This is a genomic window from Hydrogenophaga soli, assembly GCF_054777695.1.
This window is the reverse complement of the sequence record NZ_BAAHAK010000004.1, coordinates 289,468-303,576: the sequence shown is the minus strand read 5'-3', so window position 1 is coordinate 303,576 and position 14,109 is coordinate 289,468. Positions and strand designations below refer to the sequence as shown.

Annotated in this window: 15 protein-coding genes and 1 pseudogene; 11 read left to right on the top strand and 5 right to left on the bottom strand. The window is 68.6% G+C overall.

Features of this window, described 5'->3' with window-relative positions:
• Positions 1-29 precede the first annotated feature (29 nt).
• A complete protein-coding gene (locus tag ACYVB7_RS09595; RefSeq protein ID WP_460506805.1) occupies positions 30-938 on the top strand; it encodes a phosphoribosylaminoimidazolesuccinocarboxamide synthase in 909 nt (302 codons plus the stop codon).
• A 37-nt stretch (positions 939-975) separates the two neighbouring features.
• Here ACYVB7_RS09595 and ACYVB7_RS09590 read toward each other — a convergent pair whose 3' ends face one another.
• A complete protein-coding gene (locus ACYVB7_RS09590; RefSeq protein WP_460506803.1) occupies positions 976-1,659 on the bottom strand; it encodes a nucleoside triphosphate hydrolase in 684 nt (227 codons plus the stop codon).
• Between the two features lie 2 nt (positions 1,660-1,661).
• Positions 1,662-2,570 (bottom strand): thioredoxin, encoded by a 909-nt coding sequence (trxA, locus tag ACYVB7_RS09585; protein WP_460506800.1) that lies wholly within the window; start codon positions 2,568-2,570, stop codon positions 1,662-1,664.
• Between the two features lie 67 nt (positions 2,571-2,637).
• Between trxA and purE the strand changes: the two genes are divergently transcribed.
• From purE to ald, 5 genes are all read left to right on the top strand, one after another.
• Positions 2,638-3,171, top strand: a complete 534-nt coding sequence (gene purE, locus ACYVB7_RS09580) for a 5-(carboxyamino)imidazole ribonucleotide mutase (RefSeq protein WP_460506798.1) — start codon at positions 2,638-2,640, stop codon at positions 3,169-3,171.
• Between the two features lie 9 nt (positions 3,172-3,180).
• Positions 3,181-4,404, top strand: a complete 1,224-nt coding sequence (locus ACYVB7_RS09575) for a 5-(carboxyamino)imidazole ribonucleotide synthase (RefSeq protein WP_460506795.1) — start codon at positions 3,181-3,183, stop codon at positions 4,402-4,404.
• A gap of 19 nt (positions 4,405-4,423) precedes the next feature.
• Positions 4,424-5,470, top strand: a complete 1,047-nt coding sequence (locus ACYVB7_RS09570) for an L-threonylcarbamoyladenylate synthase (protein WP_460506792.1) — start codon at positions 4,424-4,426, stop codon at positions 5,468-5,470.
• Between the two features lie 76 nt (positions 5,471-5,546).
• On the top strand, positions 5,547-6,488 hold the full coding sequence (locus tag ACYVB7_RS09565) for an SGNH/GDSL hydrolase family protein (protein ID WP_460506789.1): 942 nt from the start codon (positions 5,547-5,549) through the stop codon (positions 6,486-6,488).
• 141 nt (positions 6,489-6,629) lie between these two features.
• Entirely contained in the window at positions 6,630-7,745 is a 1,116-nt protein-coding gene (gene ald, locus ACYVB7_RS09560) for an alanine dehydrogenase (protein WP_460506786.1), read from the top strand.
• Positions 7,746-7,757: 12 nt separating this feature from the next.
• On the opposite strand, the gene ACYVB7_RS09555 is transcribed toward ald, so the two are convergent.
• Both ACYVB7_RS09555 and dacB read right to left on the bottom strand, forming a co-directional pair.
• Complete coding sequence (locus tag ACYVB7_RS09555) at positions 7,758-8,045, bottom strand: SemiSWEET transporter (protein WP_460506783.1); 288 nt, start codon at positions 8,043-8,045, stop codon at positions 7,758-7,760.
• Between the two features lie 26 nt (positions 8,046-8,071).
• On the bottom strand, positions 8,072-9,571 hold the full coding sequence (gene dacB / locus ACYVB7_RS09550; RefSeq protein WP_460506780.1) for a D-alanyl-D-alanine carboxypeptidase/D-alanyl-D-alanine endopeptidase: 1,500 nt from the start codon (positions 9,569-9,571) through the stop codon (positions 8,072-8,074).
• A gap of 124 nt (positions 9,572-9,695) precedes the next feature.
• Between dacB and tsaB the strand changes: the two genes are divergently transcribed.
• From tsaB to ACYVB7_RS09525, 5 genes are all read left to right on the top strand, one after another.
• On the top strand, positions 9,696-10,568 hold the full coding sequence (gene tsaB / locus ACYVB7_RS09545; RefSeq protein ID WP_460506777.1) for a tRNA threonylcarbamoyladenosine biosynthesis protein TsaB: 873 nt from the start codon (positions 9,696-9,698) through the stop codon (positions 10,566-10,568).
• Positions 10,561-11,085: a GNAT family protein gene (rimI, locus tag ACYVB7_RS09540; protein WP_460506774.1), complete on the top strand. Its 525-nt coding sequence runs from the start codon at positions 10,561-10,563 to the stop codon at positions 11,083-11,085. Before tsaB ends, rimI begins: the two co-directional genes overlap by 8 nt.
• Positions 11,082-11,996 (top strand): uracil-DNA glycosylase, encoded by a 915-nt coding sequence (locus tag ACYVB7_RS09535; protein WP_460506771.1) that lies wholly within the window; start codon positions 11,082-11,084, stop codon positions 11,994-11,996. The genes rimI and ACYVB7_RS09535 overlap by 4 nt, the downstream gene beginning before the upstream one ends.
• Positions 11,993-12,835 carry an orotidine 5'-phosphate decarboxylase gene (pyrF, locus tag ACYVB7_RS09530; protein ID WP_460506769.1) on the top strand — a complete coding sequence of 281 codons (843 nt, stop codon included), beginning with the start codon at positions 11,993-11,995 and terminating at the stop codon, positions 12,833-12,835. Before ACYVB7_RS09535 ends, pyrF begins: the two co-directional genes overlap by 4 nt.
• Before the next feature lie 413 nt (positions 12,836-13,248).
• Positions 13,249-13,836, top strand: a complete 588-nt coding sequence (locus tag ACYVB7_RS09525) for an LURP-one-related/scramblase family protein (protein WP_460506766.1) — start codon at positions 13,249-13,251, stop codon at positions 13,834-13,836.
• Positions 13,837-13,860: 24 nt separating this feature from the next.
• Here the strand turns inward: ACYVB7_RS09525 and ACYVB7_RS09520 are convergent.
• Positions 13,861-14,049 (bottom strand): annotated as a pseudogene (locus tag ACYVB7_RS09520) (DUF2164 domain-containing protein); the annotation flags it as partial.
• Positions 14,050-14,109 lie beyond the last annotated feature (60 nt).

The window sequence follows — 14,109 nt, the reverse complement described above, 5'->3', positions numbered from 1 at the left end:
GCGCTTTCTGCCCCTCAGTCCATTCCGCCATGACCGCTGCCCTGCACACCTCCGCCCTCACCTCCCTGCCACTGCTGGCCCGCGGCAAGGTGCGCGACAACTACGCCGTGGGCGACGACCGCATCCTGATGGTGGCCTCCGACCGCATCAGCGCCTTCGACGTGATCATGGGCGAGCCCATCCCCGGCAAGGGCGAGCTGCTGACACGCATGGCCCTGTTCTGGTTCGACAAGCTGGGCCCCAATGGCCTCAACATCTGCCCCATCCACCTCACTGGCGACGCGCCCGAGAGCGTGGTCACCCCCGCCGAAGTGCCGCAGGTGCAGGGCCGCTCCATGCTGGTCAAGCGCCTGAAGCCCATCCCCGTCGAGGCCGTGGTGCGTGGCTACCTGGCCGGCAGCGGCTGGAAGGAATACCAGGACAGCCGCAGCGTGTGCGGCGTGCCCCTGCCCGAGGGCCTGAAAAACGCCAGCAAGCTGCCCCAGCCCATCTACACCCCGGCCGCCAAGGCCGCCGTGGGTGAACACGACGAAAACATCACCTTCGAGCGCACGGTCGAGATGATCGGCCTGGACCTGGCCACCCGCATCCGCGACATCTCCATCCGCCTCTACAGCGCCGCCGCCGAAATCGCCCTGACCAAGGGCATGATCATTGCCGACACCAAGTTCGAGTTCGGACTGGACACCGACGGCACCCTGGTGCTGATGGACGAGGTGCTCACCCCCGACTCATCGCGCTACTGGCCCGCCAACCAGTACGCCGAAGGCCAGAACCCCCCCAGCTACGACAAGCAGTTCCTGCGCGACTGGCTGGAAACCGCCAAGGTGGGTGGCGTGTTGTGGGACAAGACCGCCCCGGCCCCCCACCTGCCCAAGGACGTGATTGAAAACACCGCAGCCAAGTACCGCGAGGCGTTGACCCAACTGGTGGGCTGAAGCGGGCGACTCTGGCGCCTCCGGCGGGTCCGGCGGCTCAGGCCACCCAGCCCGTGCCCCAGCGCCACACCCGGTCGGCGCACTGCCGGGTGGTCTCGATCAAGCGGGCATTGGCCTCATCCGAGCGCATCACCCAGGCCTGCGCCGCATCGGCGCTGCGGCCAAATTGCTGGTGGCGGGCCACCAGGCGCTGCACGCGCAGTGCGTCGTCGGTTTCCACGTACCACACCTCGTCCAGCAGCGGGCGCACCTCGCGCCAGCCGGGGGTGTCCATCAGCAGGTAGTTGCCTTCGGTGACCACGCAGGACACGGCGGGCGGCACCGCCAGCGCCCCGGCCACGGGTTCTTCCAGCTCGCGGCGGAATTCAGGGGCGTACACCACCTCATCCGGCAACGGCGTGCGCAGCCGACGCAGCAGGGCCACGTAGCCGTGGGCGTCAAAGGTGTCCGGGGCGCCCTTGCGCTCGGCGCGACCCAGGCGCTCCAGCTCGGCCTGGGCCAGGTGAAAGCCGTCCATGGGCACTAGGCGGGCGCTGTCGCCCGCCGCGTTCAGGCCCTCAACCAGCGCCTGCGCCAGCGTGGACTTGCCCGCACCGGGCGCCCCCACCAGCCCCAGCAGGAACCGGCGACCGTCGGCCTGCGCCTGGGCCAGCTGCTGGCGCAGCCGGGCCAAGGCCTCGGCGGGCGCAGCCACCGGCACCGTGGACGCCGCTGACGCCATGCTCAGCTCAACACCACACTGGACAGGCGGCGGCGGTAGGTGGCCACGGTGGGGTCTTCGGGCGGAATCTGGCCCTCGGCCACCTTGGGTTTGGGCGGCTCGATCAGGTCCAGGATGGCCACGTAGGTCTTGCGTGCCAGGTCGCTGCTCCAGGCCTTGTCGCGCATGAGAATGTCCAGCAGCTCGTCCATGGCGTCGGTCCAGCGCTGCTGGGCCATGCGCAGCTGGGCCAGGCCAAAGCGGGCGTCAAAGTCACGCTTGTTGGCCGCAATTCTTGAAGAAAAATCGGCCTCAGCGCTTTCTTCAGAAGCGTGAGCAGCTACAGAATCAATAGCTTTGATCCAATGGTTCAGCGCATCCAGCTTGCGCACCCCGGCCGACTTGGCGATGACCGGTGCAAACGCCACCTTGGCCTCGTCGTCCAGGCCCTGCTGCAACAGCAGCTTGACCAGGTCGAAGCGGGCGTCGTCGTTGTTCGGGTCGGTGTCCACGGCCTCTTGCAGCTTGGCCAGGGCGGTGGCCACGTCGCCATCGGCCAGGGCCTCCAGGGCTTCTTCTTCCTCGGCTTCGGCGGCCAGTTCGTTTTCGGCGGGCACGTGTTTGTCCAGGAAGGCTTTCACCTGCCCCTCGGGCAACGCGCCCATGAAGCCGTCCACCGGCTGGCCGTCTTTCATCAGCACGCAGGTGGGGATGCTGCGGATGCCAAAGGCCCCGGCCAGCTCCTGCTCGTCGTCGGAGTTGATCTTCACCAGCTTGAAGCGGCCGTTGTAGGCCTCTTCCACCTTCTCCAGCACCGGCCCCAGTGACTTGCACGGGCCGCACCAGGGGGCCCAGAAGTCCACCAGCACGGGCACGGTTTTGGAGGCTTCCACCACCTCGGTTTCAAAATTGGCCAGCGTCACGTCGATCATGTCAGCACCTGTGGTGTGGGGGGCAAAAAGTAGAATCCGAACTTTACCGGAAGGCCCGCCGCACACCATGACCACCGCCACTGCAACCCCCCCGTCTTCGTCCCAGGCCGCCATCCAGGTGGGAGTGGTCATGGGCTCGTCCAGCGACTGGGACACCCTGCAGCACGCGGTGGACATCCTCAAGCAGTTCGGCATTGCGCACGAGGCCCGCGTGGTCTCGGCCCACCGCATGCCCGACGACCTGTTTGCCTACGCCGAAAGCGCCGCAGCCCGGGGCCTGAGTGCCATCATCGCCGGGGCCGGTGGGGCCGCCCACCTGCCGGGCATGCTGGCCGCCAAGACCGAGGTGCCCGTGCTGGGCGTGCCCGTGGCCAGCCGCCACCTGCAAGGCGTGGACTCGCTGCACAGCATCGTGCAGATGCCCAAGGGCATCCCGGTGGCCACCTTCGCCATCGGCACCGCCGGGGCCGCCAACGCCGCGCTGTTTGCCGTGGCCATGCTGGCCACCACCCAGCCCGCGCTGCGCCAGCAACTGACCGCCTTCCGCGCCGCCCAGACCGAGGCCGCCCGGGCCATGGTGGTGCCGCCCGTGTCCGCCTGAGGAGTCCGCATGAACCAACCCCTCCTCCCCGGCAGCACCTCCCCCCGTGGCCAGCAACTCACGCTGGGCGTGATGGGCGGCGGCCAACTGGGCCGCATGTTTGTCCATGCCGCCCAGGCCATGGGCTACTTCACCGCGGTGCTGGACCCCGATCCGGCCAGCCCCGCCGGGCGCGTGAGCCACTACCACATCCAGACCGCGTACGACGACGAGCAGGGCCTGGCCCAGCTGATGCAGCGTTGCGACGCCATCACCACCGAATTTGAAAACGTCCCCGCCCCCGCCCTGCTGACCCTGGGCGCCCACCGCCCGGTGGCCCCGGCGGCCTCGTGCGTGGCCGTGGCGCAAGACCGGGTGAAGGAAAAGGCCTTGTTCGTGGCCGTGGCCCAGGCCCACCCCGAACAGGCGGTGTTCCCCGCGCCCTATGCCGCCATCGACACGCCCGAGCTGCTGGCCGCCGTGCCCGCCGACCTGCTGCCCGGCATCCTGAAAACCGCCCGCCTGGGCTACGACGGCAAGGGCCAGGTGCGGGTGAGCACCCGCGAGGAACTGGCCGCCGCCTGGGACCGCCTGGGCCGTGTGCCCTGCGTGCTGGAAAAGATGCTGCCTTTGCAGGCCGAGTGTTCGGTCATCGTGGCGCGTGGGGCCGACGGCCAGGTGGTCAGCTTCCCCGTGCAGCGCAACCTGCACCGCGACGGCATCCTGGCGGTCACCGAAGTTTTTGAACAAAATCTGCCTCCAGCGCTTTCAGAGAAAGCGGTGAGCGCTGCAAAATTCATTGCAAACCACCTGCACTACGTGGGGGTGCTGTGCGTCGAGTTCTTCGTGATCGACGACGGCAGCGAACACGGTGCGCTGGTGGTCAACGAAATGGCCCCGCGCCCGCACAACAGCGGGCACTACACCCAGAACGCCTGCACGGTGTCGCAGTTCGACCTGCAGGTGCGCGCCATGGCGGGCCTGCCGCTGGTGGAACCGCGCCAGCACAGTGCGGCCCTCATGCTCAACCTGCTGGGCGACCTGTGGTTTGCCCCCGGCCAGCCCGAAGTCAGCCGCACGCCCGCCTGGGACCGCGTGCTGGCCCTGCCCGGCACCCACCTGCACCTGTACGGCAAGCTCGACGCCCGCCCGGGCCGCAAGATGGGGCACCTGAACATCACCGCGCCCACGGCAGAAGCGGCCCGCGCCACCGCCTTGGCGGCCTGCGACATCCTGGGCCTGCCCGCGTTCTGAACGCCGGGCCGCTGACCCCATGCCGCGCCTGCTGACGCCCGACACCCCCGGCCTGGACGCCGCGGCCCACCAACTGGCCCAGGGCCGCCTGCTGGGCCTGCCCACCGAAACGGTGTACGGCCTGGCGGCGGACGCCGGGCAGCCGGAGGCGGTGCGCCGCATCTTTGCGGCCAAGGGCCGCCCGGCGGACCACCCGCTCATCGTCCACCTGCCGCCCGACTGGGCCCCGGGCGTGGCCCACCACGCGCACAGCGTGCCCGGCTGGGCCACGGCGCTGATGCAGGCCTTCTGGCCCGGCCCGCTGACGCTGATCGTGCCGCGCCAGCCCGGCGTGGCCGAGGCGGCCGCGGGTGGCCAAGATTCGGTGGGCCTGCGCTGCCCCGCCCACCCTGCCGCACAGGCCGTGCTGCAAGCCGCCCAGGCGCTGGGCGTGCGGGGTGTGGCCGCGCCGAGCGCCAACCGCTTCGGTCGCGTCAGCCCCACCACCGCCGCGCATGTGATGGGCGAATTCGAAGCCCTGGACGCCGAGACCCTGGCCGTGCTGGACGGCGGGGCGTGCAGCGTGGGCATCGAGTCCACCATCGTGGACGCCACCCGGGGCCGCCCCGTGTTGCTGCGCCCCGGCCAGATCACCCCCGCCCAGCTGGAAGCCGCCTGCGGCCAGCGTGTGCTGACGCCCGAGCAGGCGCAGGACACGCCCGCCCCCCGGGCGTCGGGCACGCTGGCCTCGCACTACGCGCCCACCGCCCGGGTGCGGCTGATGAGCGCCGCCGAGCTGGACGCCGCCGCGGGCGTGCTGCTGCACACGCCCCCCAAAACCACCCGGGAAGCAGCCCGCCCGGCCATTGCCATCTACAGCCGACAAGCCCCCAAGGGCTGGCAGGCCCAGAACCCCCACTGCACCTGGCGGCGCATGCCCGACAGCGCCGACGCCTGCGCCCACGAGCTGTTTGCCGTGCTGCGCGAGCTGGACGCCCAGGGCGTGACCCTGATCTGGGTGGAAACCCCGCCGCCCGACGCCCCCTGGGATGGTGTGCGCGACCGCCTGGCCCGCGCCGCCGCCTGAAGCCCGCCCCCGCAAAGCGCCCGAACTAAGATACGCGGTCCCGTCCAAGACCGATCATCCCCTGGAGAGTTTGCCCATGACCGCCCACCTGCCCGCCGCCCACCGCCTTGAACCGTCTGCCCGGACGGGACTGTCCCGCCGGGGGGTGTTGCGAGGCGGGGTGGCGCTGGGCACGGCCAGCCTGCTGGCCGCCTGCGGCTCGGGCGATGTGGTGTCGGCCATCAACCCCAGCCGTTTCATCGCCTTTGGCGATGGCTTGAGCGACGTGGGTCAAGCCGGTTCGCGCTACACCGTCAACGACGGCACCATCAACATCTGGGCCGAGCATGTGGCCAGCCGCTACGGCAAGACCCTCACCGCCCAATCCAAGGGCGGCCTGGGGTTCGCCCAAGGACACGGCCCCACCGAAGCGCTGCCGCGCACCCTGGCGGCGCAGATCGACGCCTTCCTGGCCAGCAACACCTTCCAGACCGATGACGTGGTGCTGATCAACCTGCCCATGGCCGACGTGTTGGCCCCCGTGGCCGCCGTGAAGGCCGGCACCCTGACCGAAACCGCGGCCCTGGCCCAGGTGGACACCCACGGCAACGCCCGTGCCGACGACATGAAGCGCCTCATTGCCGCAGGCGCCAAACACATCGTGGTGTGCGGCGTGTACGACCTGAGCCGCTCGCCCTTTGCCGCCCAGCAAGACCAGAAAGGGCTGTTCAGCCTGGCCTCGCTGCGTTTGAACGACGCGTTCAAACTGGCGGCCGTCAACCTGGGGGCCAACCTGCTGTTTGTGGACGCGGCCTTCCTGGTCAACCGCAACGCCGACGACAAGACCGGCCCCGCGTTTGGCTTTGCCAACCGCACCACGGCCCTGTGCACCACCCCCACCGCCTTCAGCTGCAACGACAGCACCCTGGCGTCCACCAGCAAGGCGTCGTACCTGTTTGCCGACAACCTGCACCTGACGCCCAACGGCCACCTGCAACTGGGCGATTACGCCTACCTGCAGTTGCACTCACGCTGGTGATCGACCGCGCCCGGCTCCCGCACACGGGCCTGGGCAAACCATCAGCATGGGTTATGAAAACGCTGCTTGGTTAATCTATCTTCTGGAATGGGCGGCACAGGTGCACACTGCGGGGCACCTTCAACCCCACAGGAGACTGTTGTGCTCATCGGATGCCCCAAGGAAATCAAGAACCACGAATACCGCGTTGGCCTGACCCCGGCCAGCGTGCGTGAACTCACCAGCCGCGGCCACGCCGTGCTGGTGCAGCAGGGCGCCGGGGCCGCCATTGGCCTGTCCGACGAACAGTACGTGGCCGCCGGGGCCACCTTGGCCGCCGACGCCGCCGAGGTGTTTGCCAAGGCCGACATGGTGGTGAAGGTGAAGGAACCCCAGCCGCAAGAGTGCGCCATGCTGCGCCCCGGCCAGATCCTGTACACCTACCTGCACCTGGCCCCCGATCCCGAACAAACCGCCGCGCTGGTCAAGTCCGGCGCCGTGTGCATTGCCTACGAAACCATCACCGGCGTCGGCGGCGGCCTGCCGCTGCTGGCCCCCATGAGTGAAGTGGCCGGGCGCATGGCCATCCAGGCCGGTGCGGCGCACCTGGAAAAATCCAAGGGTGGCATGGGCGTGCTGCTGGGCGGCGTGCCCGGTGTACCGGCCGCGCATGTGGTCATCCTGGGCGCTGGCGTGGTTGGCACCCATGCGCTGCAAATGGCCGTGGGCGTGGGAGCCCGCGTCACCGTGCTCGACAAGAACGTGGACCGCCTGCGCCAGCTCGACCTGATCTTCGGCAACCGCATCAGCACCGTGTACTCCACCGCCCTGAGCGTGGAAGAAGCCGTGCTCGACGCCGACCTGGTGGTGGGCGGTGTGCTCATCCCCGGGGCCGCAGCGCCCAAGCTGGTGACCCGCGCCATGATTGCCCGCATGAAGAAGGGCGCCGTGGTGGTGGACGTGGCCATCGACCAGGGCGGTTGCTTCGAAACCTCGCACGCCACCACCCATGCCGACCCCACCTTTGTGGTGGACGGCGTGGTGCACTACTGCGTGGCCAACATGCCCGGCGCCGTGGCCCGCACCTCCACCTTCGCCCTGAACAACGCCACCATCGGCCACGCCGTGGCCTTGGCCGACAAGGGCTGGAAGCAGGCCCTCAAGGACAACGTGCACCTGAAAAACGGCCTCAACGTGTGTGAAGGCCAGGTGACGTACGAAGCCGTGGCCCGTGACCTGGGCTACACCTACGTCAACGCCGACAGCCTGCTGGGCTGAGTCCCCGCGCTGTCAAGACGCTGCGCTGCCGTCGTTGTCCCCGTTGTCGCGGTAGCGCAGCTTCATGCCCAGGATCACGCTGGCCAGCGCCAGCGTGATCGCATTGGCCACCACCACCGGCCAGGCCTGGAGCAGCAGGCCATACACCAGCCACAGGCTCACACCGACGGTGAACACCGAGTACATGCCCAGCGAGATGCCGCGCACGTCCTTGGTCTTGAAGGTGTGCCACGCCTGCGGGGCAAAGCTGACGGTGGTGAGGGAAGCGGCCACGGTGCCGATGAGGTCTGTCAAAGTCATGGGAATGCCCAAAAAGGTGGAAGGGGTCAGCGGCCTTGGCTGGCCACCCATTCCAAAACGGCGTCCAGGGCCGGACGGGCCAGCCCCGCGTTGGGGTGGTTGACAATGGCCGCCACGGCCCAGGGTCGGCCATCGCGGGCCTGCACATAACCCGCCACCGCCACCACGTCGCGCAGGGTGCCGGTCTTGACCTGGGCATTGCCCAGGGCCTTTTGCAAAATGCCCCGCTCGCCCATGCGTTTGGCCGTTCCATCCACGCCCGCCACCGGCAGCGACTGGGCCAGCACCGCACCCGCCGCAGGGTGGGCCGCCGCGTCGCGCAGCAAGGCCACCAGCCCCTCGGCGGTGATGCGCTCGTGGCGCGACAGGCCCGAGCCGTTGTCCAGCATCGGCGCGGCGACGCGGCTGCCCCAGCGGTCTTTCCACCACTGCAACACCCGCGCCCTTGAGCGCTCGAACGAGCCCTGGCCGCTCAGCTCCTGGATGCCCTGGCCCTGGGGGTCCAAGCCCTGGGCGGGCACGCGGCCCAGCGTCAGGAACACCTGCTGCGCCATCACGTTGTTGCTGAACTTGTTGACGTCGGCCACGATGTCGGACAACGGCAGCGAAGGGGCGTTGACCACCAGCCGGGCGCTGGCGGGCACGGTCCCGGCGCGCACGCTGCCGGTCATCAACCCACCCCCGGCACGCCACAGCCCCTCCAGGGCCCGGGCGGCGTAACGCTCGGGGTCCACATAGGCCACAGGCCAGGTCTGGGGGCCGCAACGGGCGGGGAAACTGCCCGCAAAGCGGATGGCCTCGGGCGAGTCGAAGCGGGCCTGCAGGGCGCTGCGCCAGTCGCCGCAGGCGGTGGGGCTCAGGGGCACGGTGGCATCCACCTTCACCCCGGCCAGCGGGGGCTCGAAGCTGACGCGGGCCACGCCCTCGGCGGCGCTGGGCTCAAAGTTGAGGATGACCGACTTGAAGTTGACCAGCAGCGCCTCGGGCGTGGCGTTGTAGGGGCGCAGCCGCTCGCCGTCGAATGCCGACGGGTCCACCGGCGGCACCTGGTACAGCGACTGGTCCAGCACCAGGTCGCCATGGATGACGCGGATGCCCGCGTCCTGCACCTGCTGCAGGGCGGCGGTGATGCGCTCCATCACAAACTTGGGGTCGCCCCCGCCTTGCACGTACAGGTTGCCGCGCAGCAGGCCGTCGGTCACCGGGCCGTCCACCCAGAAGCGGGTGTGCCACACAAACTGCGGACCCAGCAGGTCCAGGGCAGCGTAGGTGGTCACCAGCTTCATGACCGAGGCGGGGTTGACCGGTTTGTCCGCCCCCACCCGCAGCGCCAGCGGGGCCTGCGGGTCCACTGGCGCGGCGGCGACCACCAGGGCATCAACCGGCAAACGCGCCTTCACCAGCGCTTGGCGCACCGGCTCGGGCAGGCTGGGCGAGCGGCCCGGTTGGGCCCATGCGGCCGCCGTGGGCCAGCCGCACGCCACCACCAGGCCCACCGCAGCGGCCAGCACAGCACCCACTGACACCGGGCTGCGCTCCCGACGCCCCGCCGGGCTCACCCTCCCACCCCGCAGATTCCGCCCTCCGCCCACCTCCGGCGCGACGGGGCGGCTACGATTGGCGGATGTGGAACGAATCGGAAACCAGGGCATGACGGCAGAGGGCAACGCAGAACGTCCGAGTATCGGTCCTGAAGGATCGGCCTGCGGACCGCTCAGGCTTCTGGCCCTGGACACCAGCACCCACCGGGTGTCGGTGGCCTTGCAGCACGGCGGGGCCAGCGCCCCCGCGGATGGCACGGGGACAGGCCCCGCGGACGAATGGGCTGGGGAAGGCGGGGCCCAAGCCTCGGCCACCTTGCTGCCCGGCATCCAGGGCCTGCTGGCCCGGCGCGGGCTGGCGCTGGGCGACCTGGACGCCATCGTCTTCGGCCAGGGGCCGGGGGCCTTCACCGGGCTGCGCACCGCCACCGCCGTGGTGCAGGGGCTGGCCTACGGCGTGCGCTCCGAACGCCACCCCCTGGGCTTGCCCGTGCTGCCCATCGACACCCTGCTGGCCGTGGCCGAAGAGGCGCGACACCAGCACGCCCACACCGGCGCGCTGTGTGTGGTGTCGGTGCTGGACGCCCGCATGGGCGAGGTGTATGCCGCCATCGACCACTTTCCCGACGGCCAGCACCCCCAGGCCCAGCGCCTGGGCGGCCCGTGGCTGCTGGCCCCCGCACAGCTGCCCGCCTTGGTGGAGGCCACCTTGCCCCCCCACGCGCCCTGCCTGTTGGCCAGCAACGCCTTGAACCTGCTGCCCCCGCTGAACCGGCCCCACACCGCCTGCGAGGCCTGGCCCACCGCCGCCGCCCTGCTGCGGCTGGCCCCGGCCCTGGTGGCCCAAGGACACACCGTGACCGCCGCACAGGCCCAGCCGCTGTACGTGCGTGACAAGGTGGCCCAGACCACGTCCGAACGCATGGCCGCGCACGCCACCCCATCCGCCGCCCCATCCGCCACCGAGCACCGCCATGGCTGAGCGCAGCCTGCACCTGGAGCCGCTGACCGAGGCCGACCTGGACCTGGTGGCCGACACCGAAAAACGCGCCTACGCCCACCCGTGGACGCTGGGGCATTTCCGCGATTCGCTGCGCTCGGGCTACCCCGCCACGCTGCTGACCACCCCCGTGTTGCCCGGCGATGCCCCGTTGCAACGCACCGCCAGTGGCCGCATGCTGCTGGGCTACTGGGTGGCCATGGCGGGCGTGGACGAGATGCACCTGCTCAACATCGTGGTGGCCCCCGAGCACCGCCGCCAAGGCTGGGCCAAGGTGCTGATGCAGGCCCTGGCCGTGCACAGCACCGCACAAGGCGCCCACAGCCTGTGGCTGGAGGTGCGCGAGAGCAATGCCCCCGCCCAGGCGCTGTACACGCAACTGGGCTTTCAGACCGTGGGGCGTCGCAAGCAGTACTACCCGCTGGGCCACGGCCTGCGCGAAGATGCGCTGCTGATGAGCCTGGACCTGACCGCCCGCCCGGACACCCCCGCCCCATGACCGACCCCGCCCTGCACAGCCTGAACCTGGACGAGCGCCAGCGCGCCATGCTGGCCGCCATGGGCATCCGCCAGTGGTGGCCCGACCCCGCGGCGCAGCCCCAGGCGGCCCCCGCGTCTGCACAGGCCACGCCCTCCACGGCGCACGCGCCCGCGGGCAGCCCTGCGGCGGTGGCGACCACCCCGGCTCGCCCCCCGGTGCAAGCGCCCACCGCCGGGGTTTGCCCACCCGCCAGCCAAACTCCTGAAACCATAGCTGCTCACGCTTTCAATGAAAGCGCTACAGGCCCATTTGATGCTCAAAACTCGCCCCACACCGACTGCGGCTGGGACGAGCTGACCGAGCGCATCCGCAGCTGCCAGGCCTGCGGCCTGTGCCAGGGCCGTCGGCAGGCCGTGCCCGGCATGGGCAACCGCCAGGCCCGCTGGATGATCGTGGGGGAAGCCCCCGGCGAGCAGGAAGACCACCAAGGCCTGCCCTTCGTGGGGCCTGCCGGGCAACTGCTCGACGCCATGCTGGCCGCCATGGGCCTGCAACGCGAGGCCGATGTGTACATCGCCAACGTCATCAAGTGCCGCCCACCGCACAACCGCAACCCCGAGCCCGAGGAAGTCGCCCGCTGCCAGCCCTTCCTGCAACGCCAGATCGAGCTGGTGCAGCCCGACCTGCTGCTGGCCGTGGGCCGTTTTGCCGCCCAGACCCTGTTGCAAGGCGTGGTGCCCGACGTGGAAAAACTCCCCCTGGGCCGCCTGCGCGGACGCGTGCACACCGTGAACCAGCGCCCCGTGGTCGTCACCTACCACCCCGCCTACCTGCTGCGCAGCCCCTCCGAAAAAGGCAAGGTCTGGGCCGACCTGTGCCTGGCCATGGAGCGCCTGGGCCACAACCCGCTTTCTACAATCCAGCCATGACCTTCACCGAGATGCTTGGCGCTGCACGCGCCCGGAACAACAGCCTGCTGTGCGTGGGCCTGGACCCCGAACCCACCCGCTTCCCCGGCACCTGGCAGGGCGATGCCAGCAAGATCTTCGACTTCTGCGCCGCCATCGTCGATGCCACCGCCGACCTGGCCATGGCCTTCAAGCCGCAAATCGCCTACTTTGCCGCCCACCGCGCCGAAGACCAGCTGGAACGCCTGATGGCCCACATGCGCCGCGTGGCCCCCCACGTGCCCGTCATCCTGGACGCCAAGCGCGGCGACATCGGCTCCACCGCAGAGCAGTACGCCAAAGAAGCCTTCGAACGCTACCAAGCCGACGCCGTGACCCTCTCGCCCTTCATGGGCTGGGACTCGGTGGCCCCATACCTGAAGTACGAAGGCAAGGGCGCCTTCCTGCTGTGCCGCACCTCCAACCCCGGCGGCGACGACCTGCAGGCCCAGCGACTGGCCGATGTGGACGGCCAACCCAAGGTGTTTGAGCACATTGCCCGCCTGGCCCAGGGCCCCTGGAACACCAACGGCCAACTGGGCCTGGTGGTGGGCGCCACCTACCCCGCCGAAATCGCCCGCGTGCGCGAGCTGGCCCCCACGCTGCCCCTGCTCATCCCCGGGGTGGGCGCCCAGGGCGGCGACGCCCAGGCCACGGTGCAAGCCGGGCTGACGGCTGCGCCGGGTGGCAGCCAGGGGCTGATCGCCGTGAATTCGTCCCGCGCCATCCTGTACGCCAGCAACGGGGCCGACTTTGCCGATGCGGCGCGGGCCGAGGCCGAGCGGACGCGCAGTCAACTCAATGCAGCACACTCGCCTTGATCCGACATGGGTGGCCGCCGTCTTTTTGACCTTGCTGCTGCTCTTGGGTTGTGGTTTGTGGATGGGCGTTCGAGCGGGTAAGTACCAGGCCCAGCTTCGTCAAGGAGGGCCCGCGTGGCCCTGGTGGAAGCGGTGGTTGCCGTTGGGGTCAATGGCCATTCTGGTTCACGTCATTTGGTGGGTGACTGGGGTGAACCAGGGTCTTTCGTGGAGGGCTGCGTTTGAGCAAACTATCAGCGCCATGCTGGGCATGGTTTTGGAATTGGCGCCGCACTTGCTCCGTTTGTTCATCCAGCATTGACCGTCACCCACGAGTACTTTGTTATCACCATATTTCGCAGCAAAGACAACCAATTCACTCCGCTGCGACTCGATCAATTTTTCATTATTTCAACAATACACAGGAGGATCATGTGTCATCTGCACTCAATCAAAACGTTTTCTTCGTCAAAGAACATGTGGGCATGTTCAAGGCGGCAAACAACTTTGACATTCTAAATCCAGAAACCCGGCAAGTGGTGCTGACTTGCCGCGAACCCAATCTGGGTTTGTTTTCCAAGATTTTTCGGTTTACCGATTACAAGCGCATGACGCCTTTCGACATTGAAGTGGCGACCCCTGAGGGTTCCCTGGTGTTGAGCATTCGGAGGGGCATCAGCATTTTTCTGTCTGACGTCAAGGTTTTTGACCACAAGAATCGGCCCATTGGCGGATTCAAACAAAAACTGGTTTCAATCGGCGGGGCGTTCAATGTGCTGAATACCAACAATGAATCCATTTGCGCACTGAAAGGCAAATGGACTGGCTGGGATTTTTCTTTTGTTCAGGGCGAACGCAAACTGGCTCGTGTGACCAAGAAATGGGCTGGATTGGGAAAAGAACTGTTCACTTCTGCTGACAACTACGTGCTGGAAATCGATTCATCGGTGCCCGCCAATGACCCCGTTCGTCCATTGATTCTGGCGGCGGTGTTGTGCATCGACATGGTTCTCAAAGAGTGATGAATTTCCGGGCTCACCGGGACATCACTTCCGCCCCTTGCGCGGGGTGTCGAACTTGCGCCAGTACTGAAATTCGTCTTCGTGCACCTCGATGTCGATTTCGGCAACCCGGGCTTGCAGGCGCTCCTGCACGGCGGCCACGGCCTGGTTGTAGATGACCGGGCCGATTTCTTTCACAAAGAAGTTGAGCCGTGCACCCGCGGCGATGTTGCCTGAGCGTCGCAACCCACCCGCCAAAGCCCCCCAGTCCCGAGCGCACAATGGCGGCTGTAC

What these genes read in the sequence shown, in the direction of transcription:
- ACYVB7_RS09595 (WP_460506805.1), top strand. Translation starts at nt 30, where the DNA reads ATGACCGCTGCCCTGCACACCTCCGCCCTCACCTCCCTGCCACTGCTG.
- ACYVB7_RS09590 (WP_460506803.1), bottom strand. Translation starts at nt 1,659, where the DNA reads ATGGCGTCAGCGGCGTCCACGGTGCCGGTGGCTGCGCCCGCCGAGGCC.
- trxA (WP_460506800.1), bottom strand. Translation starts at nt 2,570, where the DNA reads ATGATCGACGTGACGCTGGCCAATTTTGAAACCGAGGTGGTGGAAGCC.
- purE (WP_460506798.1), top strand. Translation starts at nt 2,638, where the DNA reads ATGACCACCGCCACTGCAACCCCCCCGTCTTCGTCCCAGGCCGCCATC.
- ACYVB7_RS09575 (WP_460506795.1), top strand. Translation starts at nt 3,181, where the DNA reads ATGAACCAACCCCTCCTCCCCGGCAGCACCTCCCCCCGTGGCCAGCAA.
- ACYVB7_RS09570 (WP_460506792.1), top strand. Translation starts at nt 4,424, where the DNA reads ATGCCGCGCCTGCTGACGCCCGACACCCCCGGCCTGGACGCCGCGGCC.
- ACYVB7_RS09565 (WP_460506789.1), top strand. Translation starts at nt 5,547, where the DNA reads ATGACCGCCCACCTGCCCGCCGCCCACCGCCTTGAACCGTCTGCCCGG.
- ACYVB7_RS09555 (WP_460506783.1), bottom strand. Translation starts at nt 8,045, where the DNA reads ATGACTTTGACAGACCTCATCGGCACCGTGGCCGCTTCCCTCACCACC.
- tsaB (WP_460506777.1), top strand. Translation starts at nt 9,696, where the DNA reads ATGACGGCAGAGGGCAACGCAGAACGTCCGAGTATCGGTCCTGAAGGA.
- rimI (WP_460506774.1), top strand. Translation starts at nt 10,561, where the DNA reads ATGGCTGAGCGCAGCCTGCACCTGGAGCCGCTGACCGAGGCCGACCTG.
- ACYVB7_RS09535 (WP_460506771.1), top strand. Translation starts at nt 11,082, where the DNA reads ATGACCGACCCCGCCCTGCACAGCCTGAACCTGGACGAGCGCCAGCGC.
- pyrF (WP_460506769.1), top strand. Translation starts at nt 11,993, where the DNA reads ATGACCTTCACCGAGATGCTTGGCGCTGCACGCGCCCGGAACAACAGC.